The organism is Phaeobacter sp. LSS9 (assembly GCF_003443595.1).
In the GTDB taxonomy this organism is placed as follows: domain Bacteria; phylum Pseudomonadota; class Alphaproteobacteria; order Rhodobacterales; family Rhodobacteraceae; genus Phaeobacter; species Phaeobacter piscinae.
Window position 1 is genome coordinate 621,120 of sequence record NZ_CP031956.1, and the last position, 26,438, is coordinate 647,557.

At 61.4% G+C, this 26,438-nt stretch carries 22 protein-coding genes; 16 read left to right on the top strand and 6 right to left on the bottom strand.

Features of this window, described 5'->3' with window-relative positions; translation table 11 throughout:
* Position 1: 1 nt before the first annotated feature.
* The 5 genes from D1820_RS03075 to miaA form a co-directional block, all read right to left on the bottom strand.
* The gene (locus tag D1820_RS03075; RefSeq protein ID WP_118067838.1) at positions 2-1,444 is read right to left on the bottom strand and encodes an ABC transporter permease; all 1,443 of its coding nucleotides are present in this window, start codon (positions 1,442-1,444) and stop codon (positions 2-4) included.
* Positions 1,445-1,458: 14 nt separating this feature from the next.
* Positions 1,459-2,511 (bottom strand): ABC transporter permease, encoded by a 1,053-nt coding sequence (locus tag D1820_RS03080; protein ID WP_118067839.1) that lies wholly within the window; start codon positions 2,509-2,511, stop codon positions 1,459-1,461.
* A gap of 170 nt (positions 2,512-2,681) precedes the next feature.
* Entirely contained in the window at positions 2,682-4,346 is a 1,665-nt protein-coding gene (locus D1820_RS03085; RefSeq protein ID WP_118067840.1) for an ABC transporter substrate-binding protein, read from the bottom strand.
* Positions 4,347-4,757: 411 nt separating this feature from the next.
* Positions 4,758-5,582: a helix-turn-helix domain-containing protein gene (locus D1820_RS03090; RefSeq protein WP_102897059.1), complete on the bottom strand. Its 825-nt coding sequence runs from the start codon at positions 5,580-5,582 to the stop codon at positions 4,758-4,760.
* A 273-nt stretch (positions 5,583-5,855) separates the two neighbouring features.
* Positions 5,856-6,728: a tRNA (adenosine(37)-N6)-dimethylallyltransferase MiaA gene (miaA, locus tag D1820_RS03095; protein ID WP_118067841.1), complete on the bottom strand. Its 873-nt coding sequence runs from the start codon at positions 6,726-6,728 to the stop codon at positions 5,856-5,858.
* Positions 6,729-6,875: 147 nt separating this feature from the next.
* Between miaA and pyrH the strand changes: the two genes are divergently transcribed.
* From pyrH to lpxB, 12 genes are all read left to right on the top strand, one after another.
* The gene (gene pyrH / locus D1820_RS03100) at positions 6,876-7,625 is read left to right on the top strand and encodes a UMP kinase (protein WP_118067842.1); all 750 of its coding nucleotides are present in this window, start codon (positions 6,876-6,878) and stop codon (positions 7,623-7,625) included.
* A 287-nt stretch (positions 7,626-7,912) separates the two neighbouring features.
* A complete protein-coding gene (frr, locus tag D1820_RS03105) occupies positions 7,913-8,476 on the top strand; it encodes a ribosome recycling factor (RefSeq protein WP_014874537.1) in 564 nt (187 codons plus the stop codon).
* A 9-nt stretch (positions 8,477-8,485) separates the two neighbouring features.
* On the top strand, positions 8,486-9,244 hold the full coding sequence (locus D1820_RS03110; protein ID WP_096871206.1) for an isoprenyl transferase: 759 nt from the start codon (positions 8,486-8,488) through the stop codon (positions 9,242-9,244).
* On the top strand, positions 9,241-10,032 hold the full coding sequence (locus D1820_RS03115) for a phosphatidate cytidylyltransferase (protein ID WP_118067843.1): 792 nt from the start codon (positions 9,241-9,243) through the stop codon (positions 10,030-10,032). Before D1820_RS03110 ends, D1820_RS03115 begins: the two co-directional genes overlap by 4 nt.
* Positions 10,032-11,204 carry a 1-deoxy-D-xylulose-5-phosphate reductoisomerase gene (dxr, locus tag D1820_RS03120; RefSeq protein ID WP_102897056.1) on the top strand — a complete coding sequence of 391 codons (1,173 nt, stop codon included), beginning with the start codon at positions 10,032-10,034 and terminating at the stop codon, positions 11,202-11,204. Before D1820_RS03115 ends, dxr begins: the two co-directional genes overlap by 1 nt.
* Positions 11,205-11,208: 4 nt before the next feature.
* The gene (rseP, locus tag D1820_RS03125; protein WP_118067844.1) at positions 11,209-12,558 is read left to right on the top strand and encodes an RIP metalloprotease RseP; all 1,350 of its coding nucleotides are present in this window, start codon (positions 11,209-11,211) and stop codon (positions 12,556-12,558) included.
* 448 nt (positions 12,559-13,006) lie between these two features.
* Positions 13,007-15,403, top strand: coding sequence for an outer membrane protein assembly factor BamA (bamA, locus tag D1820_RS03130; protein WP_118067845.1), 2,397 nt, complete (start codon positions 13,007-13,009; stop codon positions 15,401-15,403).
* Positions 15,404-15,408: 5 nt separating this feature from the next.
* Positions 15,409-16,059 (top strand): OmpH family outer membrane protein, encoded by a 651-nt coding sequence (locus D1820_RS03135; protein WP_118067846.1) that lies wholly within the window; start codon positions 15,409-15,411, stop codon positions 16,057-16,059.
* A 114-nt stretch (positions 16,060-16,173) separates the two neighbouring features.
* Positions 16,174-16,638: a 3-hydroxyacyl-ACP dehydratase FabZ gene (fabZ, locus tag D1820_RS03140; protein ID WP_024097392.1), complete on the top strand. Its 465-nt coding sequence runs from the start codon at positions 16,174-16,176 to the stop codon at positions 16,636-16,638.
* A 5-nt stretch (positions 16,639-16,643) separates the two neighbouring features.
* On the top strand, positions 16,644-17,429 hold the full coding sequence (lpxA, locus tag D1820_RS03145; RefSeq protein ID WP_040178372.1) for an acyl-ACP--UDP-N-acetylglucosamine O-acyltransferase: 786 nt from the start codon (positions 16,644-16,646) through the stop codon (positions 17,427-17,429).
* A 4-nt stretch (positions 17,430-17,433) separates the two neighbouring features.
* Positions 17,434-18,222 carry an LpxI family protein gene (locus tag D1820_RS03150; RefSeq protein ID WP_118067847.1) on the top strand — a complete coding sequence of 263 codons (789 nt, stop codon included), beginning with the start codon at positions 17,434-17,436 and terminating at the stop codon, positions 18,220-18,222.
* Positions 18,219-19,382, top strand: a complete 1,164-nt coding sequence (gene lpxB / locus D1820_RS03155; protein ID WP_118067848.1) for a lipid-A-disaccharide synthase — start codon at positions 18,219-18,221, stop codon at positions 19,380-19,382. Before D1820_RS03150 ends, lpxB begins: the two co-directional genes overlap by 4 nt.
* A 114-nt stretch (positions 19,383-19,496) precedes the next feature.
* Here lpxB and mnmA read toward each other — a convergent pair whose 3' ends face one another.
* Entirely contained in the window at positions 19,497-20,642 is a 1,146-nt protein-coding gene (gene mnmA / locus D1820_RS03160) for a tRNA 2-thiouridine(34) synthase MnmA (protein ID WP_096871215.1), read from the bottom strand.
* Between the two features lie 149 nt (positions 20,643-20,791).
* On the opposite strand from mnmA, the gene D1820_RS03165 reads away from it, so the two are divergent.
* The 4 genes from D1820_RS03165 (at position 20,792) to recG (ending at position 26,400) form a co-directional block, all read left to right on the top strand.
* Positions 20,792-21,070 carry a DUF1153 domain-containing protein gene (locus D1820_RS03165; protein ID WP_040104126.1) on the top strand — a complete coding sequence of 93 codons (279 nt, stop codon included), beginning with the start codon at positions 20,792-20,794 and terminating at the stop codon, positions 21,068-21,070.
* A gap of 125 nt (positions 21,071-21,195) precedes the next feature.
* Positions 21,196-21,915 carry a response regulator transcription factor CtrA gene (gene ctrA, locus D1820_RS03170; protein WP_014874550.1) on the top strand — a complete coding sequence of 240 codons (720 nt, stop codon included), beginning with the start codon at positions 21,196-21,198 and terminating at the stop codon, positions 21,913-21,915.
* 139 nt (positions 21,916-22,054) lie between these two features.
* The gene (gene ligA, locus D1820_RS03175) at positions 22,055-24,313 is read left to right on the top strand and encodes an NAD-dependent DNA ligase LigA (protein WP_118067849.1); all 2,259 of its coding nucleotides are present in this window, start codon (positions 22,055-22,057) and stop codon (positions 24,311-24,313) included.
* Positions 24,310-26,400: an ATP-dependent DNA helicase RecG gene (gene recG / locus D1820_RS03180; protein ID WP_118067850.1), complete on the top strand. Its 2,091-nt coding sequence runs from the start codon at positions 24,310-24,312 to the stop codon at positions 26,398-26,400. Before ligA ends, recG begins: the two co-directional genes overlap by 4 nt.
* The last annotated feature ends 38 nt before the right edge of the window (positions 26,401-26,438 follow it).

Genomic DNA, 26,438 nt, shown 5'->3' on the forward strand with positions numbered 1-26,438 from the left:
ATCAGTCGCGCAGGCTTTCTTCGCGCAGGCCATCCGCCAGCAGGTTGAGGCCCAGAACAAGGCTCAGCAGCGCCAGCGCCGGTGGCAGCGGCGGATGCAGATAGATCGACAACAGCTTACGCCCGTCATTGATCGTGCTGCCCCAGTCCGGGCTTTCGGGCGGCAGCCCCAGCCCGAAGAACCCCAAGGTCCCAAGAAGGATGGTGGTATAACCGATGCGCAGGCAGAAATCGACGATCAGCGGGCCACGGGCATTGGGCAGGATCTCCCAGAGCATGATGTACCACGGGCGCTCCCCCCGGGTCTGGGCGGCGGCGACATAGTCTCGGGTTTTGATATCCATGGTCAGACCGCGCACGATGCGGAACACTGTGGGAGAATTCACAAACACCACGGAGACAAAGACCACCAGAATACCGCCCGGCACGTCAAACAGATCCAGTGGCCAGAAGGTGATCTTCGACCCGGGTTCATTGATCAGCGACAGATAGGCGAGGAGACCGGGGACCAGCACAATGGCCAGCCAGATGGCATTATGTTGCGGGCGGGTGCGAAAGCGTGAATGGATCAGCACCGCAACAAAGATCAGCGGAAAGGCAAAGAGCACCACGGCGATATATTGCGGCAGCCCGGTTTCGATGATCTCCGGCGTGACCAGCAGGTAGAACAGCAGGATCACCGGGAAGGCCAGGATCAGGTTGGCAAGGAAGGACAGAACTGTGTCCCATAGGCCGCCGTAGTACCCCGCAGGCAGCCCCAGCGTGATCCCAACCATAAAGGCAAAAAGCGTCGCCAGCGGCGCGATCTGCACCACCACCCAGGCGCCATCAATCAGGCGGCTGAACACATCGCGCGCCAGATTGTCACCGCCAAGCAGATACCAGGCCGCGATGCCTGCATCGGCCTCAGCACCCGGCAGCGGGGTGCCGGGCAGTTTGTTCTTGAGGCCGGAAATCTGCGCCAGCGGGTCATGCGGTGCGATCAGATCCATCGCGCCAAGCACCCCGGTAAAGACCCAGAACATCACCAGCGCAAAGCCGATCATGCCGATGGGGCTGTCAAACAGTTTCCCGTAGAGGCCCAGCCGCCGCTTGAAGGTGATGGAGACGGCAAAAAGCGCGATCAATGCACTCCACACAGGCAAGAGCAACTGCGCCATGGCACCAACGATGCCACCGGAGGCGCCGAAGATGATGCCAAACAGAATGTAGATGACGATCAGCCCGATCACCGCGAGAAAACTGTAGCGCACGGCGATACCGGCCAGCACATCCGGCGTTGTGGCGAGGCTGGCGCTGCGATGGGCGTTCACCGCCATGGTGGGGCTTGTGGTCACAATGCTGAGCACCAGCCAGGCGATCACAGAGGCGGCAAGCGCCACCAGGGCAAGCATCAGCACAGGGGTGAGAAAAGAGAGGCTCCCGGTCCAGCTGAGAGGGTCCATAGTGCGTTCCTCCTTCAGGAAATCCGGATGCGGGGGTTGAGATAGACATAGCCGATATCGGAGATCAGCTGAGTGAGCAGCACCACGACCACGGAGACCACGGAAATGCCGAGGAGCAGTTCGATGTCATTGTTGCCTGCCGCCTCCACCAGGGCCCAGCCGAAGCCTTTGTAGTTGAACAGCGTCTCCACGATCACCACACCATTCAGCAGCCACGGGAACTGCAGCATGATCACGGTGAAGGGGGCAATCAATGCGTTGCGCAGGGCGTGGCGCATGACAATCTTCGGAAAGCTCACGCCCTTCAGTCGGGCAGTGCGGATATATTGCGCGGTCATCACCTCGGTCATGGAGGCGCGGGTCATCCGGGCGATATAGCCGATCCCATAAAGGGCGATGGTCAGCACCGGCAGGAAGAAATTCTCAAAATTGGCATCGGTCATCGCAGATGTCGCCGTGCCCTTGAACCATTTCAAGCCAACCGCAGAGGAAGTGAACACCGCAATGAAGATCACGCCGGAGACATATTCCGGGGTGGCGGTAGTCAGGATGGAGGCGGTGGAGAGCGACCTGTCGGTGACAGACCCTTCACGCATACCGGCCAGAACACCGATCAGCAGCGCCGAGGGCACCATCAGGATCAGCACCCACATCATCAGGAAGGCGGTATTGCCAAGTCGGGTCTGAATAATGGTCCAGACTTCATCCTTGAACCGGGTGGAATAGCCCCAGTCCCCTTGCAAAACGCCACAGAACGACGGGGCGTCTTCTGCCTCCTCTGCGCTGACAACGCCCGTGATGCAGCGGCCGGTGACACCCTCATCCGTGGTGGTACGCCAGCCGGGGAGTACCCCCAGCCATTGGCCGTATTTTACCGGCATTGGTTGGAGATAGCCGTTTTTGTCCAACCAGCTGGCGACGGCCTCATCCGACATGCGGAAGTTGCCCTCGGTCTTGGCCAGTTTTTCAAGGTTCGGATAGAGGTTGGTCAGAATGAACACGATGAAGGTGAGGCAGAGCGCCGTCAGGATCATCACGCCCGTTCGGCGCAGAATAAAAAGTCCCATGCAAAGTCCTGTTGGCAAAGTCCGGTTGGTCTGCCATGCGCGATCGGAGGCAGCGCAGAGGCTGCGCTAGACCTGAGGTCCGACGGCGGGTGAGCTGGCGGCTGTGGCGGCTGAGCTGGCAGCATCTGCCCCGGTGACAGGGCAGATGCGGGATATGTGAGCTGGCAGGATCAGGCCAACCAGCCCCATTTGTAGTGATGATGCTCATAGGAAATGTGCATATCTGCGCCAACGACGCCTTCACGCATGTGGCGGTAGAGCGAGCGCCAGTAGGGTTGGATGGTCACCCCCTCGTCCTGGATGATCGCTTCCATCTTGGCCATGACTTCACGGCGCTTGTCAGCATCCGCAATGGCCAGCGCCTCGGTCAGCAGTCCGTCGAATTCCGCATTGGACCAGCCGAATTCATTCCAGGCCTCGCCGGAGCGATAGGCCAGCGCGTGGATCTGCACGCCCAGCGGACGGTGGTTCCAGTTGGTGGAGCTGAATGGGTATTTCACCCAGTCGTTCCAGAAGGTGGAGCCGGGCAGCACTGTGCGTTTGACCTTGAAGCCGGCATCGCGCAGCTGCGCTGCGACCGCATCGGTGGTGTTCTTGCGCCAGTCATCGTCAATGGAGATGATTTCATGCTCGAAATCCATCATGCCAGCTTCTTCCATCAGCGCCTTCGCCGCGGCAGCATCGACCTTGCGGGCGGGCAGTTCGGCGTATTCGGGATGGATCGGACCAACGTGATGGTTTTCTGCAGGCTGGCCGCGACCGCCATACCCCAGTTCCAGGCAGACGGAATTGTCGACAGCCATGGAGATCGCCTGACGCACGCGTTTGTCAGCATAAGGCTGTTTGCCGTCGACGGTGGCCAGCTGGTTGGGGCGAACAACGATGGTAGCCATGGTGACAACTTCAGACTTCTGAAAGCCCAGCCCGTCCATCACGTCGATGAATTCCCCCACAGATTCGTAGAGCAGATCCACCTCTTCGGATTCCAGTGCTGCCAGCCATGAGGAGGAGTCTGTGCCAAAGTCGATATATTCGATCCGGTCCAGTGCCGGACGGCCAAAGACTGCTTCGCCCCACCATGTGTGATCTTCGTTACGCTCCAGCGTGGCCTTCACGCCGACCTCAAGCTCCGTCAGCTTGTAGGGGCCGGTGCCAACATTGGCCGTGAAATCATCGGTCTGGAAGCTGGAGTGGACAATGGCGGCGGGATAGTCGGCCATGCCGGGGATCAGCGAAATATCGGAGTTCGGCAGGCTGAGGCGGACCGTGTGGCTGTCCACCACTTCGATGGCGCCGTCACGGGCCTGCCCGGAGGCTTCGTCAACCAGTGAGCCGAAACGGCCGGCCATGGAGTTGCCTTCCATGCCCTTGTCACACCAGCCGGCGATATTGCGGGCCACATCCTCGGCGGTGAAATCATCGCCATTGTTCCATTTCACGCCCTTGCGGACGTTGAGAGTGTATACGGTAGCGTCTTCATTGATCTCCCAGCTGTCCAGCAACATGCCGGAGAGAGAGCCGTCGTTGTTGTATTCGATCAGATACTCCAGCGTGCCGCGGCTTTGGTTGCCCATTTCGGACCAGTCATAGGTGCGCGGATCTTTCAGCGGCTTCACCAGCATCTGCATGCGCATGGTGCCGCCATCCTGTTTGTGACCTGCGGCCTGAACCGGCGCGTCGAGCCCAAGGAGGCCGTATGCCGCCACCGAGCTGAGGCCAAGCGCAGTGGCGCGGGCCATGAATTCGCGTCGGTCCATCTTCCCAGCAAGGGTTTCTGTCGCATACATCTTTGCCGCCGGGTGCAGATTGGTCCCGGTGATGGTGTCTTTTGTCATGTGGCTCTCCCTGTTGCACCGCAAGATCTTTTCTTCTGGGACGGCGGGCCAGTCGGATCTGACGGATGCCGTTTGTGGTGCTGTGTTCAACGATTGTTTCCCCGTCTGGCCATTCGGCCCCAGAACGAGGGGTAGGTCAATGTAGGTTATCGACCTTTCGTGTGTATTTCGCGACATTTTTGATGTCGTTTTTGTGTTTTGACTGCCGAACGCCCTGTCCGAAGGGATTAGTACTGGGCAGAGGTGCCCAGTGGCGAGCGGACATGACGCGCGTCTTGGGGTGACTCGCGGCCGATCTCAGGCCTTGGGCGACCCGCCGCATCACGGGGACCTTGATGGGGGCGAGGAAGGCTGCCTTGCGCGCAGCTGTGGCAGCTGTGGAACCGGGCCGTGGCGGGACGGGCGGCCGGATCAGGCGCTGCGTTTCAGCTTGTCACGGGCCTGTTTGCGCAGCCGGCTCGGTGTTTCACCGGTATGCTGGGTGATGAACCGCGTGAAATAGGCCGCACTGCCGAAGCCAAGGGTGGCTGCAATATCGCGCATCGGCAGTTCGGACGTGATCAGCAGGCTGCGGGCGGCGTGGAGTTGGCGTTCGGTCAGCAGGGCGCCTGCGGTCTTGCCGGTTTCGGATTTGCAGACGCGGGTCAGATGGGTGGGCGTCACATTCAGCGCTGCCGCGTGATCCGCCATGCTGGCGTGCTGGGCGTAACATTCGACAATCCGGCCGCAGTAGCCCTGTGCCAGTCTCTGGGCCGCAGTGGGTTTGCTGATGGTGCTGCTGCGTGCCGCCATCAGGCGCCGCACATGGATTGCAATCAGCGTGCCATGGGCCTGCATCGCACGGTACCACAGCGCCGGGCGATCCTGCTGCTCGGCCTGCATGGCCTGAAACATGCTGTTGATCACCGCCTGATCCTGCGCGTCCGGGATGCGTAACGTGTCGGCACTGTCAGGAAAATCCATCGGCGTAGACGCCGGGATTGTCATCACCTGCCCGATACACTGACGGCCCAGTTCCAGCGACCATAATGTGCCCGCAGGTACAAAGATCGCGCTGTTGGGGCCAAATCCTCGCTGCTGACCATTCAGAAAGACCCGTCCCTGACCACGGGTGATCCAGATCAGCAGGTTTTCTGTGAGGTCATGCGCCAGTTCGACCTGCCAGGGTCCATCGGGGGTCAGCTGCGACAGCGGTGCGACAGTGATCTCGCCGATATGGGTGGGGTCAAAAGGCATAGGATGGATATGGTATGTGCTGCTCGTATTTTCCGTGCGCGCAAATGGCCACGAAAAACTGATTCTGGCAAGTTTTTGCCGAAAAATGCGTAAGGATTTAGTCGAATTGCAGATAGCGCATGGGTTTTGAGCAACAATGCGCGCATACCGCACGGTCAGCGGGACGGATTGTCCCGCCCCGATGCAGGGAACTGCGGTCGTGATGTCAATTTGGCCGACGGCGCCGCCCGGACGGGTCCTCAGCCCGGACAAGCCCCGCGCATGATGTTGCATCTAGCCAGGGCGGTGGCAGTGCCAGCCCTTCATGCGGGCGCGGAACCAGGTGCGCTGGCGTTTGGCAAATTGCCGGGTGGCGACTGCCGCGCGCTCGCGGGCCTCGGCTTCGGTCAGGTCACCCAAGTGATGGGCCATCAGTTCCGGCACTCCGATGGCGCGGCAGGCGGGCAGGGCTGGATCATAGCGGTCCTGCATGGCAGCGATCTCCGCCATGGCTCCCATATCCATCATCACATCAAAGCGGCGGCGAATGCGCGCCTCAAGCCAATTCTTGTCGGTGTCAAAGACAATTGCGGTGCAGTGATCCAGCGGCAGTGGCGGCGGCGGCGTGTCTGCCTGCCAGTCGGCCAGCCCGCGCCCGGTAGCGGTCAATACCTCATAGGCGCGCTGCACACGGGCGCGGTTTTGCAGATCGATCCGGGCGGCGGTGGTCGCGTCCAGCGCCGCGCACATCTCCGCGAGCGACAGCGCATCGGCCTGCTGGCGGACCTCTGCCGGGGTGGCGGGTATTTCGGCCAGCCCCTGCGTCAGCGCGGCGAAGTAGAGCCCGGTCCCGCCGACGATAATCGGGCGCGGGCCTGTGCTGAGCAGCGGCAACACCTCACGCAGCCAGTGGCCGACGGAATAGTCGGCATCATAGGGCTGGTGACCATAGAGCAGATGCGGCGCCATCGCCTCTTCCTCGGCGGAGGGGCGGGCGGTGATCACCCGCCAGCAGTCATAGACCTGACTGGCATCGGCATTGACGATCACCCCGCCCTGAGTTTCGGCGATCCGCAGGGCCAATGCGGATTTGCCGGAGGCGGTTGGCCCGGCGATCAGCACCGGTTGGTGGGCTGGGATCTCTGGCAGCGCGGTCAAGTCGGTCATGCAGGGCGTCCTGTTCTTCGGATGTTCCCCGGCGCGCCGGGCAGAGCAGCAAGGCGGCGCCGAAAAACATGTCAGGCCGCATTGATCCTGCCGCCGATTTGCTTCATTTTGCGCGCAAAGTAACCCCGTCATATTCCGGAGCGCAACATGCCCCTTACCAACGATCAGCCGGAGGCCACGCCGGCGGCAACCTATAAACGTGTCATGCTGAAAATTTCAGGTGAAGCACTGATGGGGGACCAGGGGTTTGGCCTGCATCCGCCCACCGTTCAGCGCATTGCCCAGGAAGTGAAATCCGTGCGCGATATGGGCGTGGAGATCTGCATGGTGATCGGCGGCGGCAATATCTTCCGCGGTCTGTCCGGCTCAGCTCAGGGGATGGAGCGGACCACGGCGGATTACATGGGGATGCTGGCCACGGTGATGAATGCGCTGGCGATGCAGTCGGCGCTGGAAGGTTTGGGTGTGTTCACCCGTGTGATCTCCGCCATTCGCATGGATGAGGTGGCCGAGCCCTACATCCGCCGCCGCGCGGTCCGCCACCTGGAGAAAAAACGGGTCTGCATCTTTGCCGCCGGGACCGGCAATCCCTATTTCACCACCGACACGGCCGCGACCCTGCGCGCCAATGAGATGGCCTGTGAGGCGATCTTCATGGGTAAGAACGGCGTCGATGGCGTTTATGACAAGGACCCGGCGCAGCATGATGACGCGGTGCGCTACGATGATATCACCTACGATGAGGTGCTGGCCAAGCGTCTGAAGGTGATGGATGCCTCGGCCATTGCGCTGGCGCGCGACAACAATCTGCCGCTGATGGTGTTCCCCTTGGATGAACCCGGCGGGTTCCGGGGGATTCTGGCCGGGAAGGGCACCTATACCAAGGTGCATGGCTAACACCCCTCTCCATTATTTGAGGGCGCTCAGTCCGGGCCGTACGGCCTGCGGGTGAGACACAAACGGGCCGTGCGTTTGGATCAATCCAGCGCGCGGCTTTGTTGTGCCGGGGGTGTGCCGGGGGCTGAATCAGGCGTCGAGGGCGTGTTTGATGGCAGATCCTCGAGCGCGGCGGGCCACGCGGCGGGGCAGGCCGGCGCTTCAAAACTGCGGCAAGATCGCTATACAACCCCCCGTCAATGTCTTATGAGCAATACAAACACCGCCTCAAGTCAGGGGAGAGCAGAATGTCTGACGATTTTATTCTCGATACCGATGATCTACAGCGCCGCATGGATGGCGCCATGGCCAACCTCAAGACCGAATTTGCGTCGCTGCGGACCGGTCGCGCCTCCGCGTCGATGCTGGAGCCGGTTATGGTGGATGCCTATGGGTCGATGACACCGATCAATCAGGTTGGGACTGTCAATGTGCCCGAGCCGCGTATGGTCACCATCAACGTCTGGGACAAGGGTCTGGTCGGCAAGGTCGAAAAAGCGATCCGCGAGTCCGGTCTGGGCATCAACCCGCAGCTCAACGGCACCATCATCATGCTGCCGATCCCCGAGCTGAACGAGGAGCGCCGCCGGGATCTGACCAAAGTGGCCGGCCAATATGCCGAACACGCCCGTGTCTCGATCCGCAATGTGCGTCGCGACGGTATGGACCAGATCAAGAAAGCCAAGGCCGACGGGATGTCCGAGGACGACCAGAAGCTGTGGGAAGGCGAAGTTCAGGAGCTGACCGACAAGATGATCAAGGTCGTTGACGCAGCGCTGGAAACCAAACAAGCCGAAATCATGCAGGTCTGACACCTGCAGATGTCACAGAGCACAGACACCGCCTTGGCGCCGAGTGAGGGCGAGCCTGCCCCGCAACGCGGTCCCAAACATGTGGCCATCATCATGGATGGCAATGGCCGCTGGGCACAGGCGCGAGGCCGTCCGCGGCTGTTCGGCCACCATGCGGGCGCCAAACGCGTCCGTGAGGTGGTGGAATGCTGCCCGACGCTGGGGGTGAAATACCTCACCATTTTTGCCTTCTCGACGGAAAACTGGAAGCGCACACAGGTTGAGGTCGCAGGCCTGATGAGCCTGTTCCGCCGCTATATCTCCAAGGAGATGAAGGCGCTGTCGCAGCGCAATGTGCGGGTGCGCTTCATCGGCGACCGGGTGCGGTTGGACAAGAAACTGGTCACGTTGATGGATCAGCTGGAACAGGAAACGGCGTGCAATGACGGCACCCAGCTGACCATCGCGCTGAACTACGGCAGCCGTGATGAGGTGGCGCGTGCCACCAAACGACTGGCCGAAGATGTGGCCGCCGGGCGGCTGGATCCTGCGGATGTGGATGAGGAAACCCTGCCGCGTTATCTTGATACCCATGTGCTGCCGGATCCCGATCTGGTCATTCGCACGAGCGGCGAAGCGCGGATTTCCAACTTCCTGCTGTGGCAGTCGGCCTATGCCGAATATGAGTTTATCGACACGCTTTGGCCGGATTTCACCGCCGATGAGATGGACCGGCTGTGCCGCAGCTACGGGCAGCGGGATCGCCGGTTTGGCGCGGTGAAAACATGAGCGGCGCAGGGCGTTGGGGTGATCTGATGCCCCGGCTGATCTCTGCCGTGGTGATGATCCTTGTGGGCGGCTGGGCGGTCTGGCGCGGTGGCGTGGTCTTTGATCTGCTGATCGCGGCGGCGGGCGGCGGCATGATCTGGGAGCTTTTGCGCATGGTCGCGCCGCATCGTCAGGGGGGGGCGCTGCCGCTCGGTGTCCTGTCGATGGGCGCGGTTCTGGCGGCGGCTTTGATGGCGGGCAGCGGGGCCGTGGGTCTGTTGCTGATCCCGGCCATCCTCGGCGCGGTCGCGCTGGATATTCGCCGCGGCCTTTACCTTGGCTTTGCGCTTTGGGTGCTGTTCGCCGCCTATGCCTTCATCTGGATGCGCAGCACATTGGGCCTGGACTGGATGGTCTGGCTGATCTCCGTCGTGGTGGCTACGGATGTCGCGGGCTATTTTGCCGGTAAAACCTTTGGCGGGCCGAAATTCTGGCCCCGTGTCAGCCCCAAGAAAACCTGGTCCGGCACCTCTGCCGGCTGGGTCGCGGCGGCGATTGTCGGCGCGATTTTTGCAATGCAGGCGGGACTGGGCTTTGGCGTGGTGGTGCTGTCGGTTCTGGTCTCCATGGCGAGCCAGGCCGGCGATGTCGCCGAGAGCGCGCTGAAGCGCAAGATGAGCGTGAAGGATTCCAGCGCGCTGATCCCCGGCCACGGCGGCTTGTTCGACCGGTTTGACGGGATGCTGGGCGCAGCGGCGATGGTGCTTCTGGTGCTCAGCCTTTGGGGTCTGCCCGGCGGGACGATGTAATGCGGAAGATCTCGATTTTCGGGGCCACCGGATCCATTGGTCAGAACACGATTGATCTGATCCGGCGGGCGCCCGGCGATTATGACGTTGTGGCGCTGACTGGTGGCGCCAATATTGCTCGGCTGGCGCAGGATGCGATTGCGCTGAAGGCGGATATCGCTGTCACCGCTTATGATGACCAGCTGCCAGCGCTTGAGGCCGCTTTGGCCGGGTCAGGTGTGGCCGCTGCGGCAGGGCAGGCGGCCCTGGCTGAGGCGGCGGCGCGGCCTGCGGATTGGGTGATGTCTGCGATTGTGGGCGCGGCTGGGCTGGCACCGGGGCTGGAGGCGCTGAAACAGGGCGCCACGCTGGCACTGGCCAACAAGGAGTCGCTGGTCTGCGCGGGGGCGCTGCTGCTGGAGACGGCGCGGCGCCACAACGCGCGGCTGTTGCCGGTCGATAGTGAGCATTCGGCAGTTTTTCAGGGGCTGGTCGGCGAGGATATCTCCGCTGTGGAGCGGGTGGTGATCACCGCCTCTGGCGGGGCATTTCGGGATTGGCCGCAGGAGCAGCTGAAGACAGCCACGGTGGCGCAGGCCTCTTCCCATCCCAATTGGGACATGGGGCAGCGGATCACCATCGACAGCGCGTCGATGTTCAACAAGGCGCTGGAAGTTATTGAAACCCGTGAATTCTTTGGCGTGGCGCCAGAACAGATCGAGGTGGTGGTACATCCTGAATCCATCGTGCATGCGCTGGTCGGGTTTCGCGACGGGGCGCTGATGGCGCATCTGGGCGCGCCGGATATGCGCCATGCCATCGGCTATGCGCTGCATTGGCCGGAGCGGCGGGAGCTGCCGGTTGAGCGGCTCGATCTGGCGCGGTTGGCAACGCTCACATTCCGCGCGCCTGACCCGGCACGGTATCCGGCCCTGCAATTGGCCTATGACGTGATGGACCGGGGCGGCCTGATGGGGGCGGTGTTCAACGCCGCCAAGGAGCGCGCGCTGGATCATTTCATCGCCGGACGCATCGGGTTTCTGGATATGGCGGCGGTGGTCGCGCGGGTGCTGACACAGTTTGACAGCGCGGATCGCGGGCTAGATGAGGCAATGACCCTTGATACGGTGAGCCGGACCGACCATCTCGCCCGTATGGAAGCCGACAACGCAATTTTAGACTATGTAAGGTAAGCCCTTGGATTTCGTCTCCTTTCTTCCGCAGCTTGGCGGGTATCTCTATGTGATTGCCAGTTTTGTGGTGGCGCTGTCGGTGATTGTCGCTGTGCATGAGTATGGCCACTATATCGTCGGGCGCTGGTCCGGGATCCACGCTGAAGTGTTCTCACTGGGGTTTGGCCCGGTGCTGTTCTCCCGCGTCGACAAACGCGGCACCCGCTGGCAGATGGCGCTGCTGCCGTTTGGCGGCTACGTGAAGTTCCTTGGGGATGCTGATGCGGCCTCGGGCAAGGATGCGGATGCGATGGCAGATGCTGCCGCAGATCCGGTCGCCCTGCGCCGGACCATGCATGGCGCACCGCTTTGGGCGCGATCGGCAACGGTTGCGGCGGGACCGGTGTTCAACTTCATCATGTCGGCGCTGATCTTTGCGGGTGTGTTCATGCTGCAAGGCACCATGCGCGATCCGCTGACCGTGGAGCGGCTGGTGCCGCTGCCGGGGCTGCAGACGGGTCTGCGCGAAGGCGATGCGCTGTTGCAGATCGAAGGGGTAGACGTGCCCTCACTGGAAGACAGTGCCGCCTTTACCGCCTTCCGCGATGCGGTGCCGGAACAGCAGCCGCTGACCTATACTGTGCTGCGGGATGAGCGGGAGGTCGAGGTCGAAGGTCCGTATCCCTGGCCCCCGCATGTGCGCGGTGTGGCGCCGCGCAGTGCCGCCGCCGATATCGACCTGCAGCCGGGGGATGTGATCACCGCGGTTGATGGCACGCCGATCTTTGCCTTCGATCAGCTGAAACGCGCGGTCGAAAGCGCGGAAGGCAAGGTCCTGCTGCTGGATGTCTGGCGCGCGGGCGAAGAGTTTGAGATGGCGCTGGCGCCACGACGTGTGGATGAGCCACAGCCAGAGGGCGGGTTTGCCACGCGCTGGCGCATGGGGATTGCCGGTGGTCTTGCCTTTGACCCGGCGACGGAGACGGTTGGTGTCGGTGAGGCCCTCGGCGGTGGCGCGGCGCAGGTCTGGGGCGTGGTTGAAATGTCGCTCTCTGGGCTGGGGCATATGATCACCGGCGCGATCAGCACCTGTAACCTCTCCGGTCCGATTGGCATTGCTGAGACCTCCGGCGCGATGGCAAGCCAGGGGGCCGAAAGCTTCATCCGGTTTATCGCGGTGCTGTCTACCGCCGTCGGGCTGCTGAACCTGTTTCCGATCCCGGCGCTGGATGGTGGGCATCTGGTGTTCTACGCCTATGAGGCCGTCACCGGGAAACCGCCCAATGATGCGGTGATGCGGATCCTGATGAGCGTGGGCATTGCGGCTATTCTCAGCCTGATGATGTTTGCGCTCTTTAACGACATCTTCTGCTAAACGTATTTTCGCCGACCGGGGATGACCCGGTCGGCGCTGTGATCCGGGGCCGGATCCTGTGACGGGTTGGCGCGCCCAACTGTCGCCACATTCCCTTGTTAATCCTTTGGTAAGCCGCCAGTGGGCAACGGCGTCGCAGATCGCGGCAAGGTTGTGGCGGATGTGGGATCATTATTGATAGTGGGAGAGTGGACGCCATGAGCAGCCTGCGGATTACCAATTCTGGATTTGGTCTATTTATGCGCCTCAACTGGGACCGTGCCATGTCTGTGGCGACGATTTTGGGGGCGCTTGCTGCCGGTGCCTGGATCGGCAGTCTCTGAGTTTTCAAGCTGTTGCAAGCAATCTGGCGCGTGGGGTGATCCCGCGCGCCTTTTTGTTGTTTTTGACAAGCGCCGATAAACCCGATACGCACGGATTAAGCTGTAAAAAAATCGGGTTTTGACTGATGGTTCGGGGGAAGCACACGGGTACATCCTGTGGGGGGCGCAAATTGGGTGCCCATATTTTGTATAGAAACGTATCTGCCGCGGCGCTGGCCATTGCTTTGGGATTTGTCCTGACGCCAGAGATCGCCGTGGCGCAGAGTTACAGTTTCTCAAACGTTCAGGTCGAGGGCAATCAACGCATCCAGACCTCAACAATTGTGGCTTATACGGGCATTGAACGGGGCAAATCCGTCAGTGCCGGTCAGCTCAATGATGCCTACCAGCGTATTCTTGACAGCGGTGTTTTCGAAACCGTCGAGATCGTGCCGCAGGGCAATACACTGGTGATCAAGGTCACCGAGTTCCCGACAATCAACAAGATCAGCTTTGAAGGCAATCGCCGCATCAAGGATGACGCGATGCTGGCGCTGATCGAATCGGCGCCGCGCCGGGTGTTTAACCCGACCGTTGCCGAACGGGATGCCTCCAACCTAGCGGAAGCTTATGGCGCGCAGGGGCGTCTGGCCTCGACCGTGACACCGCGCATTATCCGGCGCAGCGACAACCGCGTTGATCTGGTGTTCGAAATTTCCGAAGGCGACACCATTGAGGTGGAGCGCGTATCATTCGTGGGCAACCGGGTCTATTCCGACCGTCGCCTGCGTCGCGTGCTGGAAACAAAACAGGCGGGTCTGCTGCGGACCTTCATTCGGGCGGATACGCTGATTGAAGACCGCCTTGAGTTCGACAAGCAGGTTCTGCGCGATTTCTACCTGTCGCGCGGCTATGTGGATGTGCGTATCAACAGCACCAACGCCGAAGTCACCGAAGAGCGCGACGCCGCCTTCCTGGTGGTGGATATCACCGAGGGCCAGCAGTTTGAGTTCGGTGAGATCTCGGTCACCAGCGAAATGTCAGAAGCCGACGCTGATGAGTTCCGCAAGGTGCTGAAGGTGCGCCCTGGCGTGACCTATTCCCCAAGCGTGATCGAGAACGCGATCCGGCGGCTGGAAACCTTTGCCATCCGCAAGGGGATCGATTTCCTGCGGGTGGAGCCACGCATTAGCCGCAATGATCGGGATCTGACCCTGGATGTCGATTTTGTTCTGACCCGCGGACCACGCGTGTTTGTTGAGCGGATTGATATCGAAGGCAACACAACCACGCTGGACCGGGTGATCCGTCAACAGTTCCGCACAGTCGAAGGCGACCCGTTCAACCCGCGCGAAATTCGTGAGAGCGCAGAACGCATCCGGGCGCTTGGGTTCTTTGAGACCGCAGAGGTGGACGTTCGTGAAGGCGGCAGCGCCGGTGAGGTGGTTGTCGATGTAGACGTCGAAGAGAAACCAACCGGATCGTTGAGCCTTGGCGGGGCCTATTCGGTCAACGATGGTTTCGGCATCAGCCTGGGCCTGTCGGAGAACAACTTCCTTGGCCGTGGCCAGCGTCTGTCGTTCAACATCTCCACTGCGCAGGATAAGGAAGAATATACTCTCGGCTTTACAGAACCCTACCTGTTGGGCCGCGACCTGCGGTTCGATCTGGATCTGGGCTTTTCGGAGACCGATTCCAGTTTTGCCCTTTATGATACCAAGCGGGCGTTTTTCTCGCCTGCGCTGACGTTCCAAACCTCCGAGAACAGCAATCTTCAGGTGCGTTATACTTGGGATGAGGACGAGATGATCAGCCGGGGCGACGATTCCTCCGGCTTCCCGCTGGCCGGGCCGCTTGTCCGAAGCGAGATCAATCAGGGCGCCATCAATGCCAGCACCATCGGCTTTACCTATACGGTGGACAGCCGGTTGAACGGTCTGGACCCGAATTCGGGGTATTTGATCCAGGTCGGCGCTGACTATGCAGGGCTTGGGGGAGACTCCGAATATCTGCGCAGCACCGCGAAGTTCATCGCTCAGCGTCGTGTCTTCAACGAAGAGGTCACGTTGCGCGCCACCATCGAGGCGGGGGCATTCAGCTGGCAAGGGGACGGGTTCAGCCGCTCCATCGACCGGTTTGTTCTGTCGCCCAGCATCCTGCGCGGTTTTGAACCCGGTGGTATTGGCCCACGGGATCAGTCACCGAACGGAAGCGGCGGAAATTACAACGACTTCCTCGGCGGCAACTACTACGCAGCTGCGCGTTTTGATGCGGAATTCCCGCTGGGCTTGCCCGAAGAGATCGGTCTGCGCGGTGGTCTGTTCTATGATGTTGGCAACCTTTGGGGTTTGAACAACGCCGATACCGGCGCCGCTGGTGGCAATATCGTTGGGCGCGGCGGCTCTTATCGCCATGTTGTTGGCTTCTCGCTGCTGTGGACCACAGGTTTCGGGCCCTTGCGCTTCAACTTCTCCAAGGCGCTGAAGAAAGAAGACTTCGACCAGGAGCAGAGCTTTGACCTGACACTTCAGGCGCGGTTCTGATTGCAATGACACAAGCTGTGGACACACGGCACAGGGGGGCGCTGGCTGGTTGGCTGGCGCCTTTTCTGTGCGCTCTTGCGGTGCTGCCGCTGATGATCCAACCCGGTGCTGCGCAGGAGGCGACGGTGCCTGCAGCAGGATTTCCCATCGGGGAGACGCTGCAACTGGGGGCGCCACAGACGGGGCTGCTGACCATCCATTCCGAGCGGCTCTACGCCGAGAGTGCCTTTGGCCAACGGGTCACGCAGGAGCTGGACGCCGAGGGCGCGGTGCTGACGGCGGAGAACCGCAGGATTGAGGCGGAGCTGCGTGCGGAGGAGCTGGATCTGACGGAGCGGCGCAGCAGTATGGATCCCGAGGCCTTTCGCGCATTGGCAGATGCCTTCGACAAGAAAGTGCAGGAAACCCGCCGCAATCAGGATCAGAAGCTGCGTGATATCAACCAGATGGGCGAAGACGCGCGGCGCGATTTTTTCACCGCGTCCTTGCCGGTGCTGCAGCAGATCATGCTGGAAGCGGGCGCCGGGGCCATTCTGGAGCACGCCAGCGTGTTCCTCAGTGCCGATGCGGCGGATGTGACGGATCTGGCGATTGCGCGGGTAAATGAGGTTCTGGGCGATGGTCGCGACAGTCAGTCTGAGGTCGACAGCGAGTGATCTGAGATCGCAGGTCTGGCAGAGGTCAGATCTGCCCGGACCTGCCCGGCGGCTTGCCGAAGCTGTGGCCAGTTGCTAGGACATACCTAACATTCAGAAAACGGGAAAACCGCAATGACAACCGAGCTGAAAAGCGCCGACATTCACCTGATCCAGCGGATTCTGCCGCATCGTTACCCGTTTTTGCTGGTCGATAAGGTCGTCGAGATCGATGGCTATTCCTCGGCCTGTGGCATCAAGAATGTTACTATGAATGAGCCGCATTTTCAGGGGCATTTCCCGGGCACGCCGATCATGCCGGGCGTCACCATCGTCGAGGCGATGGCGCAGACCGCCGGGGTGATGCTGGGCGTTGGCATGGATATGATCGACACCGAGCTGCTGATCTATTTCATGAACATCGACAAATGCAAATTCCGTCGCAAAGTGATCCCCGGTGATGTGCTGGAAATGCGCGTGGAAACCACCCGTGGCAAGCCCGGCGGCAAGATCTTCAAATTCAAGGGCGTCGCGACTGTTGATGGTGAAACGGCGGCAGAGGCGGAATTCTCCGCCATGGTCGACGTGCAAAAGGATTGACCCAGATGAGCCGGATCCACCCCAGCGCGGTGATTGAAGAGGGGGCCAAGATCGGTGCGGATTGCGTCATCGGCCCGTTCTGCCTGATTGGCTCTGATGTCGTGCTTGGCGACCGGGTGGAGCTGAAATCCCACGTTGTGGTGACCGGGGATACCGAGATCGGCGAAGATACAGTTGTGTTTTCCTTCGCCGTTCTGGGAGAGATCCCGCAGGATCTGAAGTTCAAGGGCGAGCGCTGCAAGACCGTGATCGGCAAGCGCAACCGTATCCGCGAACATGTGACGGTGAACGCCGGCACAGAAGGCGGCGGCGGGGTGACCAAAATCGGCGACGATGGCCTGTTCATGGCCGGCTGTCACATTGCCCATGACGCGCAGGTCGGGGATCGGGTGATCGTTGTGAACTCAGCCGCGGTCGCGGGTCATTGCGTGCTGGAAGATGACGTCATCATCGGCGGTCTGTCCGGCATCCACCAATGGGTGCGGATCGGGCACGGTGCCATCGTCGGCGCCGTCACCATGGTGACCAATGATGTGATTCCTTATGGGTTGGTACAGGCCCCGCGCGGGGAGCTGGACGGGCTGAACCTTGTCGGGTTGAAACGCCGGGGCGTGCAACGCTCTGATATCACCGCGCTGCGGGCCGCGTTCCAGATGCTGGCGCAGGGCGAAGGCACCTTTCAGGAGCGCGCGCGCCGTCTTGGTGCCGAAAGCGACAGTGAATACGTGCAGGAAATCGTCGAATTCATCACCGGTGAGAGCGATCGCTCTTTCCTGACGCCGGGGGGCTGATCACATGCTAGCATTGATTGCAGGGCAGGGCGCCTTGCCCGCCGAACTGGCCGCACGTCTGTCTGATCGACCGCTGATCTGCGCCATGCGCGGGTCGGAGCCGGATCACATTGAGCCGGAACTGACCTTTCGTCTGGAACAACTCGGCAGCTTTATCGCGCGGTTGGCAGCCTCAGGCGTGACGGAGATCTGCCTTGCGGGGGCGGTGCGTCGTCCGGCGATTGAGCCCGGCGAGATCGACGCCGAGACCCTGCCGCTGGTGCCGGTGCTTCAGGGCGCTCTGGCGGCCGGCGATGACGGCGCGCTGCGGGCCATCATCGGTATCTTTGAGCAGGCAGGTATGACCGTGCGCGCCGCCCATGAGGTGGCGCCGGATCTGTTGATGGCCGAAGGCATTCCGACCGAGGTCAAACCGGGCGAGCTGGACAAGCCCGATGCAGAGCGTGGCGCCGAGGTTGTGGACGCGATGAGCCGCGCCGATGTGGGCCAGTCCTGTGCTGTGCGTCGGGGGCAGGCGATTGCGGTGGAAAACCTCTTTGGTACCGATTGGATGCTGAGCGCGCTGCAAAAACGCCCGGATGGCACCGGTGGGCTGTTGTTCAAGGCGCCCAAACCGGGGCAGGACCGCCGCGCAGATCTGCCCACCATTGGTGTGCAGACGGTTGAGCTGGCGGCGAAGGCCGGGCTCTCCGGGATCGTGCTGGAAGCGGGGGGCGTTATTGTCCTGAACCAGGATGATGTGGTGGCCGCCTGCAATCGCCTGGGCCTGTTTCTCTGGCTGCGCAGCGCATGAGCCTGCGGGTGTTCATCCTCGCGGGGGAACCTTCGGGAGATCGCCTCGGCGGCGCGTTGATGGCCGGTCTGCGCCAGCTGCGCCCGGATGTCAGTTTCGAGGGGGTGGGCGGCGCGTTGATGGCCGAGCAGGGGCTGGTCTCGCGCTTCGACATGTCGGAATTGTCGGTGATGGGGCTGGCGGAGGTGCTGCCGAAGTACCGCCACCTGAAACGTCGCATTCGTGAAACTGCGGATGCAGTGCTGGATATGAAGCCGGATGTGATGATCACCATCGACAGCCCGGATTTCTCCCTGCGGGTCGCTGGATTGGTGAAAGAGGCCAGCAATATCCGCACGGTGCATTACGTCGCGCCCTCAGTCTGGGCCTGGCGTCCCAAACGGGCACAGAAGATGGCCAAGGTGATCGACCATGTTCTGGCGCTCTTGCCGTTTGAGCCGCCCTACATGCAGGCGGCTGGTATGGAGTGTGATTTTGTTGGCCACCCCGTTGTGGGCGAACCACAAGCATCGGCGGAAGAGATTGCAGGTTTTCGCCGCGCCTACCAGCTTGACGATACGCCAACTGTTCTGGCGCTGCCGGGGTCGCGCCGCTCTGAGGTGACACGTCTGGCGCCGGTGTTTGGCGCCGCGCTTAAACAGTTTCAGGACAGTCACCCGGAATACCGGATCGTGGTGCCTGCTGCGGGTCCGGTTGCCGATCTGGTCCGCAGCCATCTGGCGGAATGGTCGGATACGGCGGTGGTGATTGACCCCAATACGCTGGAGCCTGAGGTGGCGAAGGCGCACAAACGCGCAGCTTTCGCAGCGGCGGATCTGGCATTGGCAGCCTCTGGCACCGTCTCGCTGGAACTGGCCGCGGCGCGCACCCCGATGGTGATCGCCTATAAGTTCCAGTGGCTCACCTGGCACATCATGCGGCGGATGGCACTGATTGATACTGTGACGCTGGTCAATCTGGTCAGCGACACCCGTGTGGTGCCCGAATGCCTTGGCCCTGAGTGCACGCCGGAGGCAATTGCAAAGGCGCTGATCAAAGTGAAGGCGGAGCCGACCGCACAATCCTCTGCCATGGCGACCACGATGGAGCGGTTGGGTGAGGGCGGCGAAGATCCCGGCCTGCGCGCGGCCCGGGCCGTGCTGGATCGTCTGCCGACGTAGTCCTCCGCCCGGACCTGATGCCTGCCGGATGCAGAGCCTGCCGGATGCAGAGCCGCGCCTGAGAGCAGCTCTGCCCTCAGGCACTATCTCGATTTTGGTTTTTGGGGGTGTCTGTCAGTAGCCGCGCCAGATCCAGCCGCCGCCAAAAATGCGGCTCCCTTCCCCGGCGTAGAACACACAGGCCTGACCGGGGGAGATGCCTTCCTCGGGGGTCAGCAGTTCGACCTCCGCCTCGGTCTCCGAAATCGGACGGATGATAGCGTCACGCGGGGGGCGGGTCGAGCGAACCTTGACCTTCAGATGCCATTCCTCGCGGCTGGTGAACGCCTCATCCCCCAGCCAGTTGATCTCGCGCACAGGGATCGTACGGGTGGCCAGCATCTCCTTGGGGCCGACCACGACCTGTTTGGTGTCAACATCCAGCTTCACCACGTAGAGCGGCTCGCTCAGCCCGCCGATGCCAAGACCGCGACGCTGTCCGATGGTGTAGTGAATGACGCCCTCGTGGCTGCCCAGCACGCGCCCATCGGCATGGACGATCTGGCCGGGGTCTGCCGCACCGGGGCGCAGTTTTTCAATCACGCTGGCATAGTCGCCATTGGGCACAAAGCAGATGTCCTGGCTGTCGGGCTTGTCCGCGACGGCCAGACCGTATTGAGACGCCATCTCGCGGGTGGCATCCTTGGACGGCAGATGGCCGAGCGGGAAGCGCAGGTAGTCCAGCTGCTCCGGGGTGGTGGAGAACAGAAAGTAGCTCTGGTCGCGATTGGCGTCTTCGGCGGAATGCAGCTCTGGCCCGTTTGGCCCGTCCTTGCGCTGGATATAATGGCCGGTGGCCATGCAATCGGCCTCCAGATCGCGGGCCGTTTCCAGCAGATCCTTGAACTTCACCCGTTCGTTACAGCGGATACAGGGCACCGGGGTTGCGCCAGCCAGATAGCTGTCGGCGAACTCATCAATGACCGCATCCTTAAAAATGTTCTCATAATCCAGCACGTAGTGCGGAAAGCCCCGCTCCTCGGCCACGCGGCGGGCATCGTGAATATCGATGCCGGCACAGCAGGCGCCCTTCTTCGCAAGTGCCGCGCCATGATCATAAAGTTGCAGGGTCACACCCACCACATCATAGCCCTCATCGGCCAAATGTGCAGCAACAACAGAGCTGTCGACGCCGCCGGACATGGCCACGACCACCCGAGTTTCGGCGGGTGGTTTGGCAAAGCCAAGCGAATTCAATTGGGGATGTGCATCCTGCGCCATCAGGCGACTCCTCGGATATGTAGGAAAGACACCGCAGAATATAGGAAAATCCTAATGATCCTCAAGGGGGCAGGTTCATCCCTCCTTAAGGCGTTTGCGCGAAATGTGGGGACGGACCAATTTCGATGCTCCACACGAAGGAAGAGAAGATGTTCTTGAAGAAAGTCGATGGCCCCCGCGCTGTGACCCTGCCGGATGGCACGGTGATGACACGCGCGGATCTGCCGCCAAAGACCACACGGCGCTGGGTGGCATCGCGCAAAGCGGCAGTTGTGCGCGGTGTGCTCTACGGCTTGATCCCGCAGAGCGAGGCATTGCGCCGCTACAGCCTGAGCGAGGAGGAGTTTCGCAGCTGGGTTTCCGCCGTCGCAGACTTCGGCGAGGACGCCCTGAAAGCCACCCGTCTTAAAGACTATCGTAAATCCTGAGGCAAAAAAATCATTCACACTTGAGGTGATCGCGCAAATTAACCATCATGGTAACGGGCCATTAACTTTTTTCCAGCAAGGTTAATTCGACCTGAGGGAAACAGTGTACAGGCGGAGAAAATAATATGCGCATTCTTCTTGTTGAGGATGATCCAACAACGGCGAAGAGCATTGAGTTGATGCTGACTCATGCGAACCTCAACGTTTATTCGACCGATCTCGGTGAAGAGGGGATCGATCTGGCCAAGCTTTATGATTACGATCTGATTTTGCTGGATCTTAATCTGCCCGATATGAACGGCCACGAGGTGCTGCGGCAGCTGCGGATGGCCCGTATCGAGACGCCGATCCTGATCCTGTCCGGTGCCGATGACACCGAGAACAAGATCAAGGGCTTTGGCTTTGGGGCCGATGACTATCTGACGAAACCCTTCCATCGCGAGGAACTGGTGGCCCGTATTCACGCCATCATCCGCCGCTCCAAAGGGCATTCGCAATCAATCATCAACACCGGCAAGATTTCCGTTAATCTGGATGCCAAGACGGTTGAGGTGGGTGGCAAGGCCGTTCATCTGACCGGCAAGGAATACCAGATGCTGGAGCTGCTGAGCCTGCGGAAGGGGACCACCCTGACAAAGGAAATGTTCCTCAACCATCTCTATGGTGGCATGGACGAACCTGAGCTGAAGATCATCGACGTGTTCATCTGCAAGCTGCGCAAGAAGCTGAGCACGGCGACAGGTGGTGACAACTACATCGAAACGGTCTGGGGCCGGGGCTATGTGCTGCGCGATCCGCAGGACGATCAGATGTCCGGTGGCCATCGGATGGCTGTAGGGGCCTGAGACGGCACTCTACCACCCTAAATTGACACCCGAACGATCCCGCTACGGCGGGATTTTTCACATCTACAAGCCGTGCTGCGGCTGGACGCGATGGCGTCACCGTCCTATCACCTAGCTAAGACAAAGCGAGGCGAGAACCGTGACACAGTCAGGCAAGAACGATCTTAAGAGTTTGACCAGCGACGAAGCCCGCGCCCGTTTCCTGTTGCTACAGGACGAATTGCGCGCCGCCGATCTTGCCTATCATCAGGCGGATGATCCGGAGATCAGCGACGCCGACTATGATGCCAAAAAACGTGAATATCGCGCGCTTGCCGAGCAATTTCCGGAACTGGCAGATGGTGCAACTGCGCTGGAGACGGTTGGTGCGCCGGTGGCCTCCGGCTTTGGCAAGATCACCCACGCGCAGCGGATGATGTCACTGGGCAACGCCTTTGACGATGAGGATGTGCGGGATTTCGACAAGGGGTTGCGCAAATACTTAGGCCTCGGCGCCTCGGATCCGCTTGCTTATACGGCAGAGCCGAAAATCGACGGGTTGTCGCTGTCGCTGCGCTATGAGAATGGCAAGCTGATCCATGCCGCCACCCGCGGGGATGGCGCGGTGGGGGAGAATGTCACTGAAAACGCCCGCACAATTGCTGATATCCCGCAAGAGATCGCTGCTGCACCGGCGGTGCTGGAGGTGCGGGGCGAAGTCTATATGAGCCATGAGGATTTCGCGGCGCTGAACGATCGTCACGCTGCGCAGGGGGGCAAGACATTTGCCAATCCGCGCAATGCGGCGGCGGGATCGTTGCGCCAGCTGAATGCGGAGATCACCCGGTCGCGGCCCCTTCGGTTCTTTGCCTACAGCTGGGGGGAGCTGTCGGAACCTTTGGCCGAAACGCAGTTTGAGGCGCTCGCGCGGTTACGGGAGATGGGGTTTCAGACCAACCCGCTGACCAAACACTGCACCACGACCGATGCGCTGATCGCGCAATACCGTCTGATCGAGGCACAGCGCGCGACGCTGGGCTATGATATTGACGGTGTGGTCTACAAGGTGGATGCGCTGGCGTTGCAGGCGCGTCTCGGCTTTCGCTCAACCACGCCGCGATGGGCGATCGCGCATAAATTCCCGGCGGAACTGGCCTGGACCCGGCTGGAGGGCATCGACATTCAGGTGGGACGGACCGGCGCGCTTAGTCCGGTGGCCCGATTGCAGCCGGTCACCGTGGGTGGCGTTGTGGTCTCTAATGCGACCCTGCACAATGAGGATTATATTGCCGGGCTGGATTCAAAGGGCGAGGAGATCCGTGACGGCAAGGATATCCGGATCGGCGACTGGGTGCAGGTCTATCGCGCGGGCGATGTGATCCCCAAGATTGCCGATGTGGACCTCTCCAAACGCCCCGAGGAGGCGGTGCCTTTTGCCTTCCCTGCGGTGTGCCCTGAATGCGGAAGTGATGCGGTCCGCGAGGAGGGAGACGCGGTGCGCCGATGCACTGGTGGTCTGATCTGCCCGGCGCAAGCGGTTGAAAAGCTGAAGCATTTCGTCTCCCGCAAGGCGTTTGATATCGACGGGCTGGGGGCGAAGCAGATCGAAGCGTTCTACGGTGACGAGGTGCTGGCGATCAAAACCCCTGCCGATATCTTTACCCTTCAGGCGCGGGATGCAAAAACCCTCGCCAAGTTGAAAAACCGCGATGGCTGGGGTGAGACCTCGGCTGCGAATCTTTTTGCGGCGATTGAGGAAAAGCGCAGGATTGAGCTGGCACGGCTGATCTTTGGCCTTGGGATTCGTCATGTGGGCGAGGTCGGCGCGCGCGATCTGGCCCTGCATTATGGCGACTGGGACGCGATGGCTGCGGCGGTGGATATAGCGCGTCCAGCGGCCCTGGCGCAGCGGGCGGCGGATGAGGCGGAGGACCGTGAACGGATCGCGGCCGCGCAGGAGGGCCGCCGCGCCCGGATCAAGGAAGCACGCGACCGCGCCATCGCCGCGCTGAACGTGCCGTCCGAGGCCCGCACGGCATGGGACGACCTGACAGGAATTGACGGAATTGGCGCCACGCTTGGGCTGTCGCTGTCCGATGCCTTCGCCAATACGGAAGAACGGGCGGCCTTTGATGCGCTGCGCGGCCATCTGGACATCATCCCGCCGGAGGCGCCCCAGAATGACAGTCCGGTCACTGGGCTGACAGTGGTGTTCACCGGCACATTGGAGAAAATGACCCGCGCAGAGGCCAAGGCCCGCGCCGAAGGTCTGGGTGCCAAAGTGGCGGGCTCGGTATCAAAGAAAACCGATATTCTGGTCGCAGGCCCCGGTGCGGGGTCCAAGGAGCAGAAAGCCCGTGATCTTGGGGTGCGGATCCTGGATGAGGACGGCTGGCTGGAGCTGATTGCAGGCGCATGAGCGGCAGACCAGAGATCCTGTTTCCGCTGTTTGCCGGCTTGGAAACGTTACAGGGGATCGGCCCGAAGACGGCGCAGCATTTCGCGCAGATCGATATAGAGACGCCGCGTGACCTGTTGTATTCGCTGCCTTATTCGATTGTGGATCGCCGCCGTCGCGGCAGTATTCGCGGGCTTGATTACCCGACGGTTGCCACGGTGGAGGTCACCATCGGTGCCCATCGGCCTGCGCGCAACAAGGGCGGTGCCTACCGCATCCATGTGAGCGATGCGGAGGAAGAGTTCCAGCTGGTGTTCTTCCATGGGCGCAGCCGTTATCTGGAGGCGCAGCTGCCGGAGGGCGCGCGCCGGGTGGTCTCCGGTAAGCTGGAGTTGTTTGATGGCATGGCACAGATGGTGCATCCCGATCACATGGTGCCGGTGGCAGAGGCGGGTGATATTCCGGAGTTTGAGCCAGTCTATCATCTGACTCATGGGGTTTCGCAAAAGACGATGTTCAAGGCAGCGCAAAGCGCGCTGTCGCGGCTGCCGGATCTTCAGGAATGGGCCGATCCCTCGCAGATCCGACAGGAGGAGTGGCCGACCTGGCAGGAGGCCCTGATTGCCGCCCATACGCCGGATGGTATGGATGCGCTGGCGGCAGAATCGCCGGGGCGGACGCGACTGGCCTATGATGAGCTGTTTGCCCATCAGTTGACGTTGGCGCTGGCGCGGCTGCGGGACCGTGGACTGCCTGGGCGCAGCAGTCTGGCCAATGGCAGTTTGCAATCGCGGGTGCTGGCGGCCTTACCGTATCGTCCGACCGGCGCGCAGGCCCGCGCCATTGATGAAATCACCGCCGATATGGCGCGGGACGCGCGCATGAACCGCCTGCTGCAGGGCGATGTCGGCGCCGGGAAAACTCTGGTTGCTTTCATGGCCTTGCTGGTCGCAGTTGAGGCTGGCGGGCAGGGCGTGATGATGGCGCCGACCGAGATTTTGGCCCGTCAGCATCTCGAGGCGCTGCGCCCGCTTGCGGAAACTGCTGGCGTGGTGCTGGAGATTCTGACCGGCCGTGACAAAGGCCGGGAACGGGCTGCGAAATGTGCGGCGCTGGCGCGGGGGGATATCCAGATTCTGGTGGGCACCCATGCGGTGTTTCAGGCGGATGTGGCGTTTCAGGATCTGCGTCTGGCGATTGTCGATGAACAGCACCGGTTTGGTGTGCGCCAGCGCATGGAACTGGCGGAAAAGGGCAAAGGTGCCGATGTTCTGGTGATGACCGCAACGCCGATCCCGCGGTCGTTGGCCCTGACGCAGTACGGCGATATGGACGTGTCGGTGCTGGACGAAAAGCCACCCGGGCGCAAGCCGGTGAAAACCGCCGTCATCAGCACGGAGCGCATGCAGGAGGTGGTCAGCCACCTGCGCCGGGCCATCGACGAAGGGCGGCAATGCTATTGGGTCTGCCCTCTGGTCGAAGAATCCGAAGTGATGGACCTCACTGCCGCCGAAGAGCGGTTCAAGCAACTGCGCGCCGTGTTGGGGGACCATGTGGTTGGGCTGGTCCACGGGCAGATGCCACCCGCAGAGAAAGACGCGGCGATGGCGGCGTTTCAGGTCGGGGAGACCAAGGTGCTGGTGGCGACCACGGTGATTGAGGTGGGCGTCAACGTGCCCAATGCCTCGATCATGGTGATTGAGCGGGCAGAGATCTTTGGCCTGGCGCAGCTGCACCAGCTGCGTGGACGTGTCGGACGCGGGGAGGCGGCCTCGACCTGTCTTCTGCTCTACCAAGCGCCGCTCAGCAAGGGCGGGCAGAAACGCCTGGAGATCCTGCGCGAGACCGAGGATGGCTTTCGCATTGCCGAGACCGATCTGGAGATGCGGGGTGCGGGGGATGTCATCGGCACCGCGCAATCGGGTTTGCCGCGATTCCGTATCGCCGATCTGGATCGGCAGGCGGGTCTGATGGCAGTGGCGCAAAGTGATGCACGGGCCTTGCTGGCCTCTGATCCTGATCTGTCCAGCCCTCGGGGGCAGGCGGCGCGGGTTCTTCTGTGGCTGATGAAGCAGGACCAAGCAATTCGTTTGATTTCTGTGGGTTAATCTCGTCCCAGCGTCGAGGGGGTACAGAAAACGCGGCA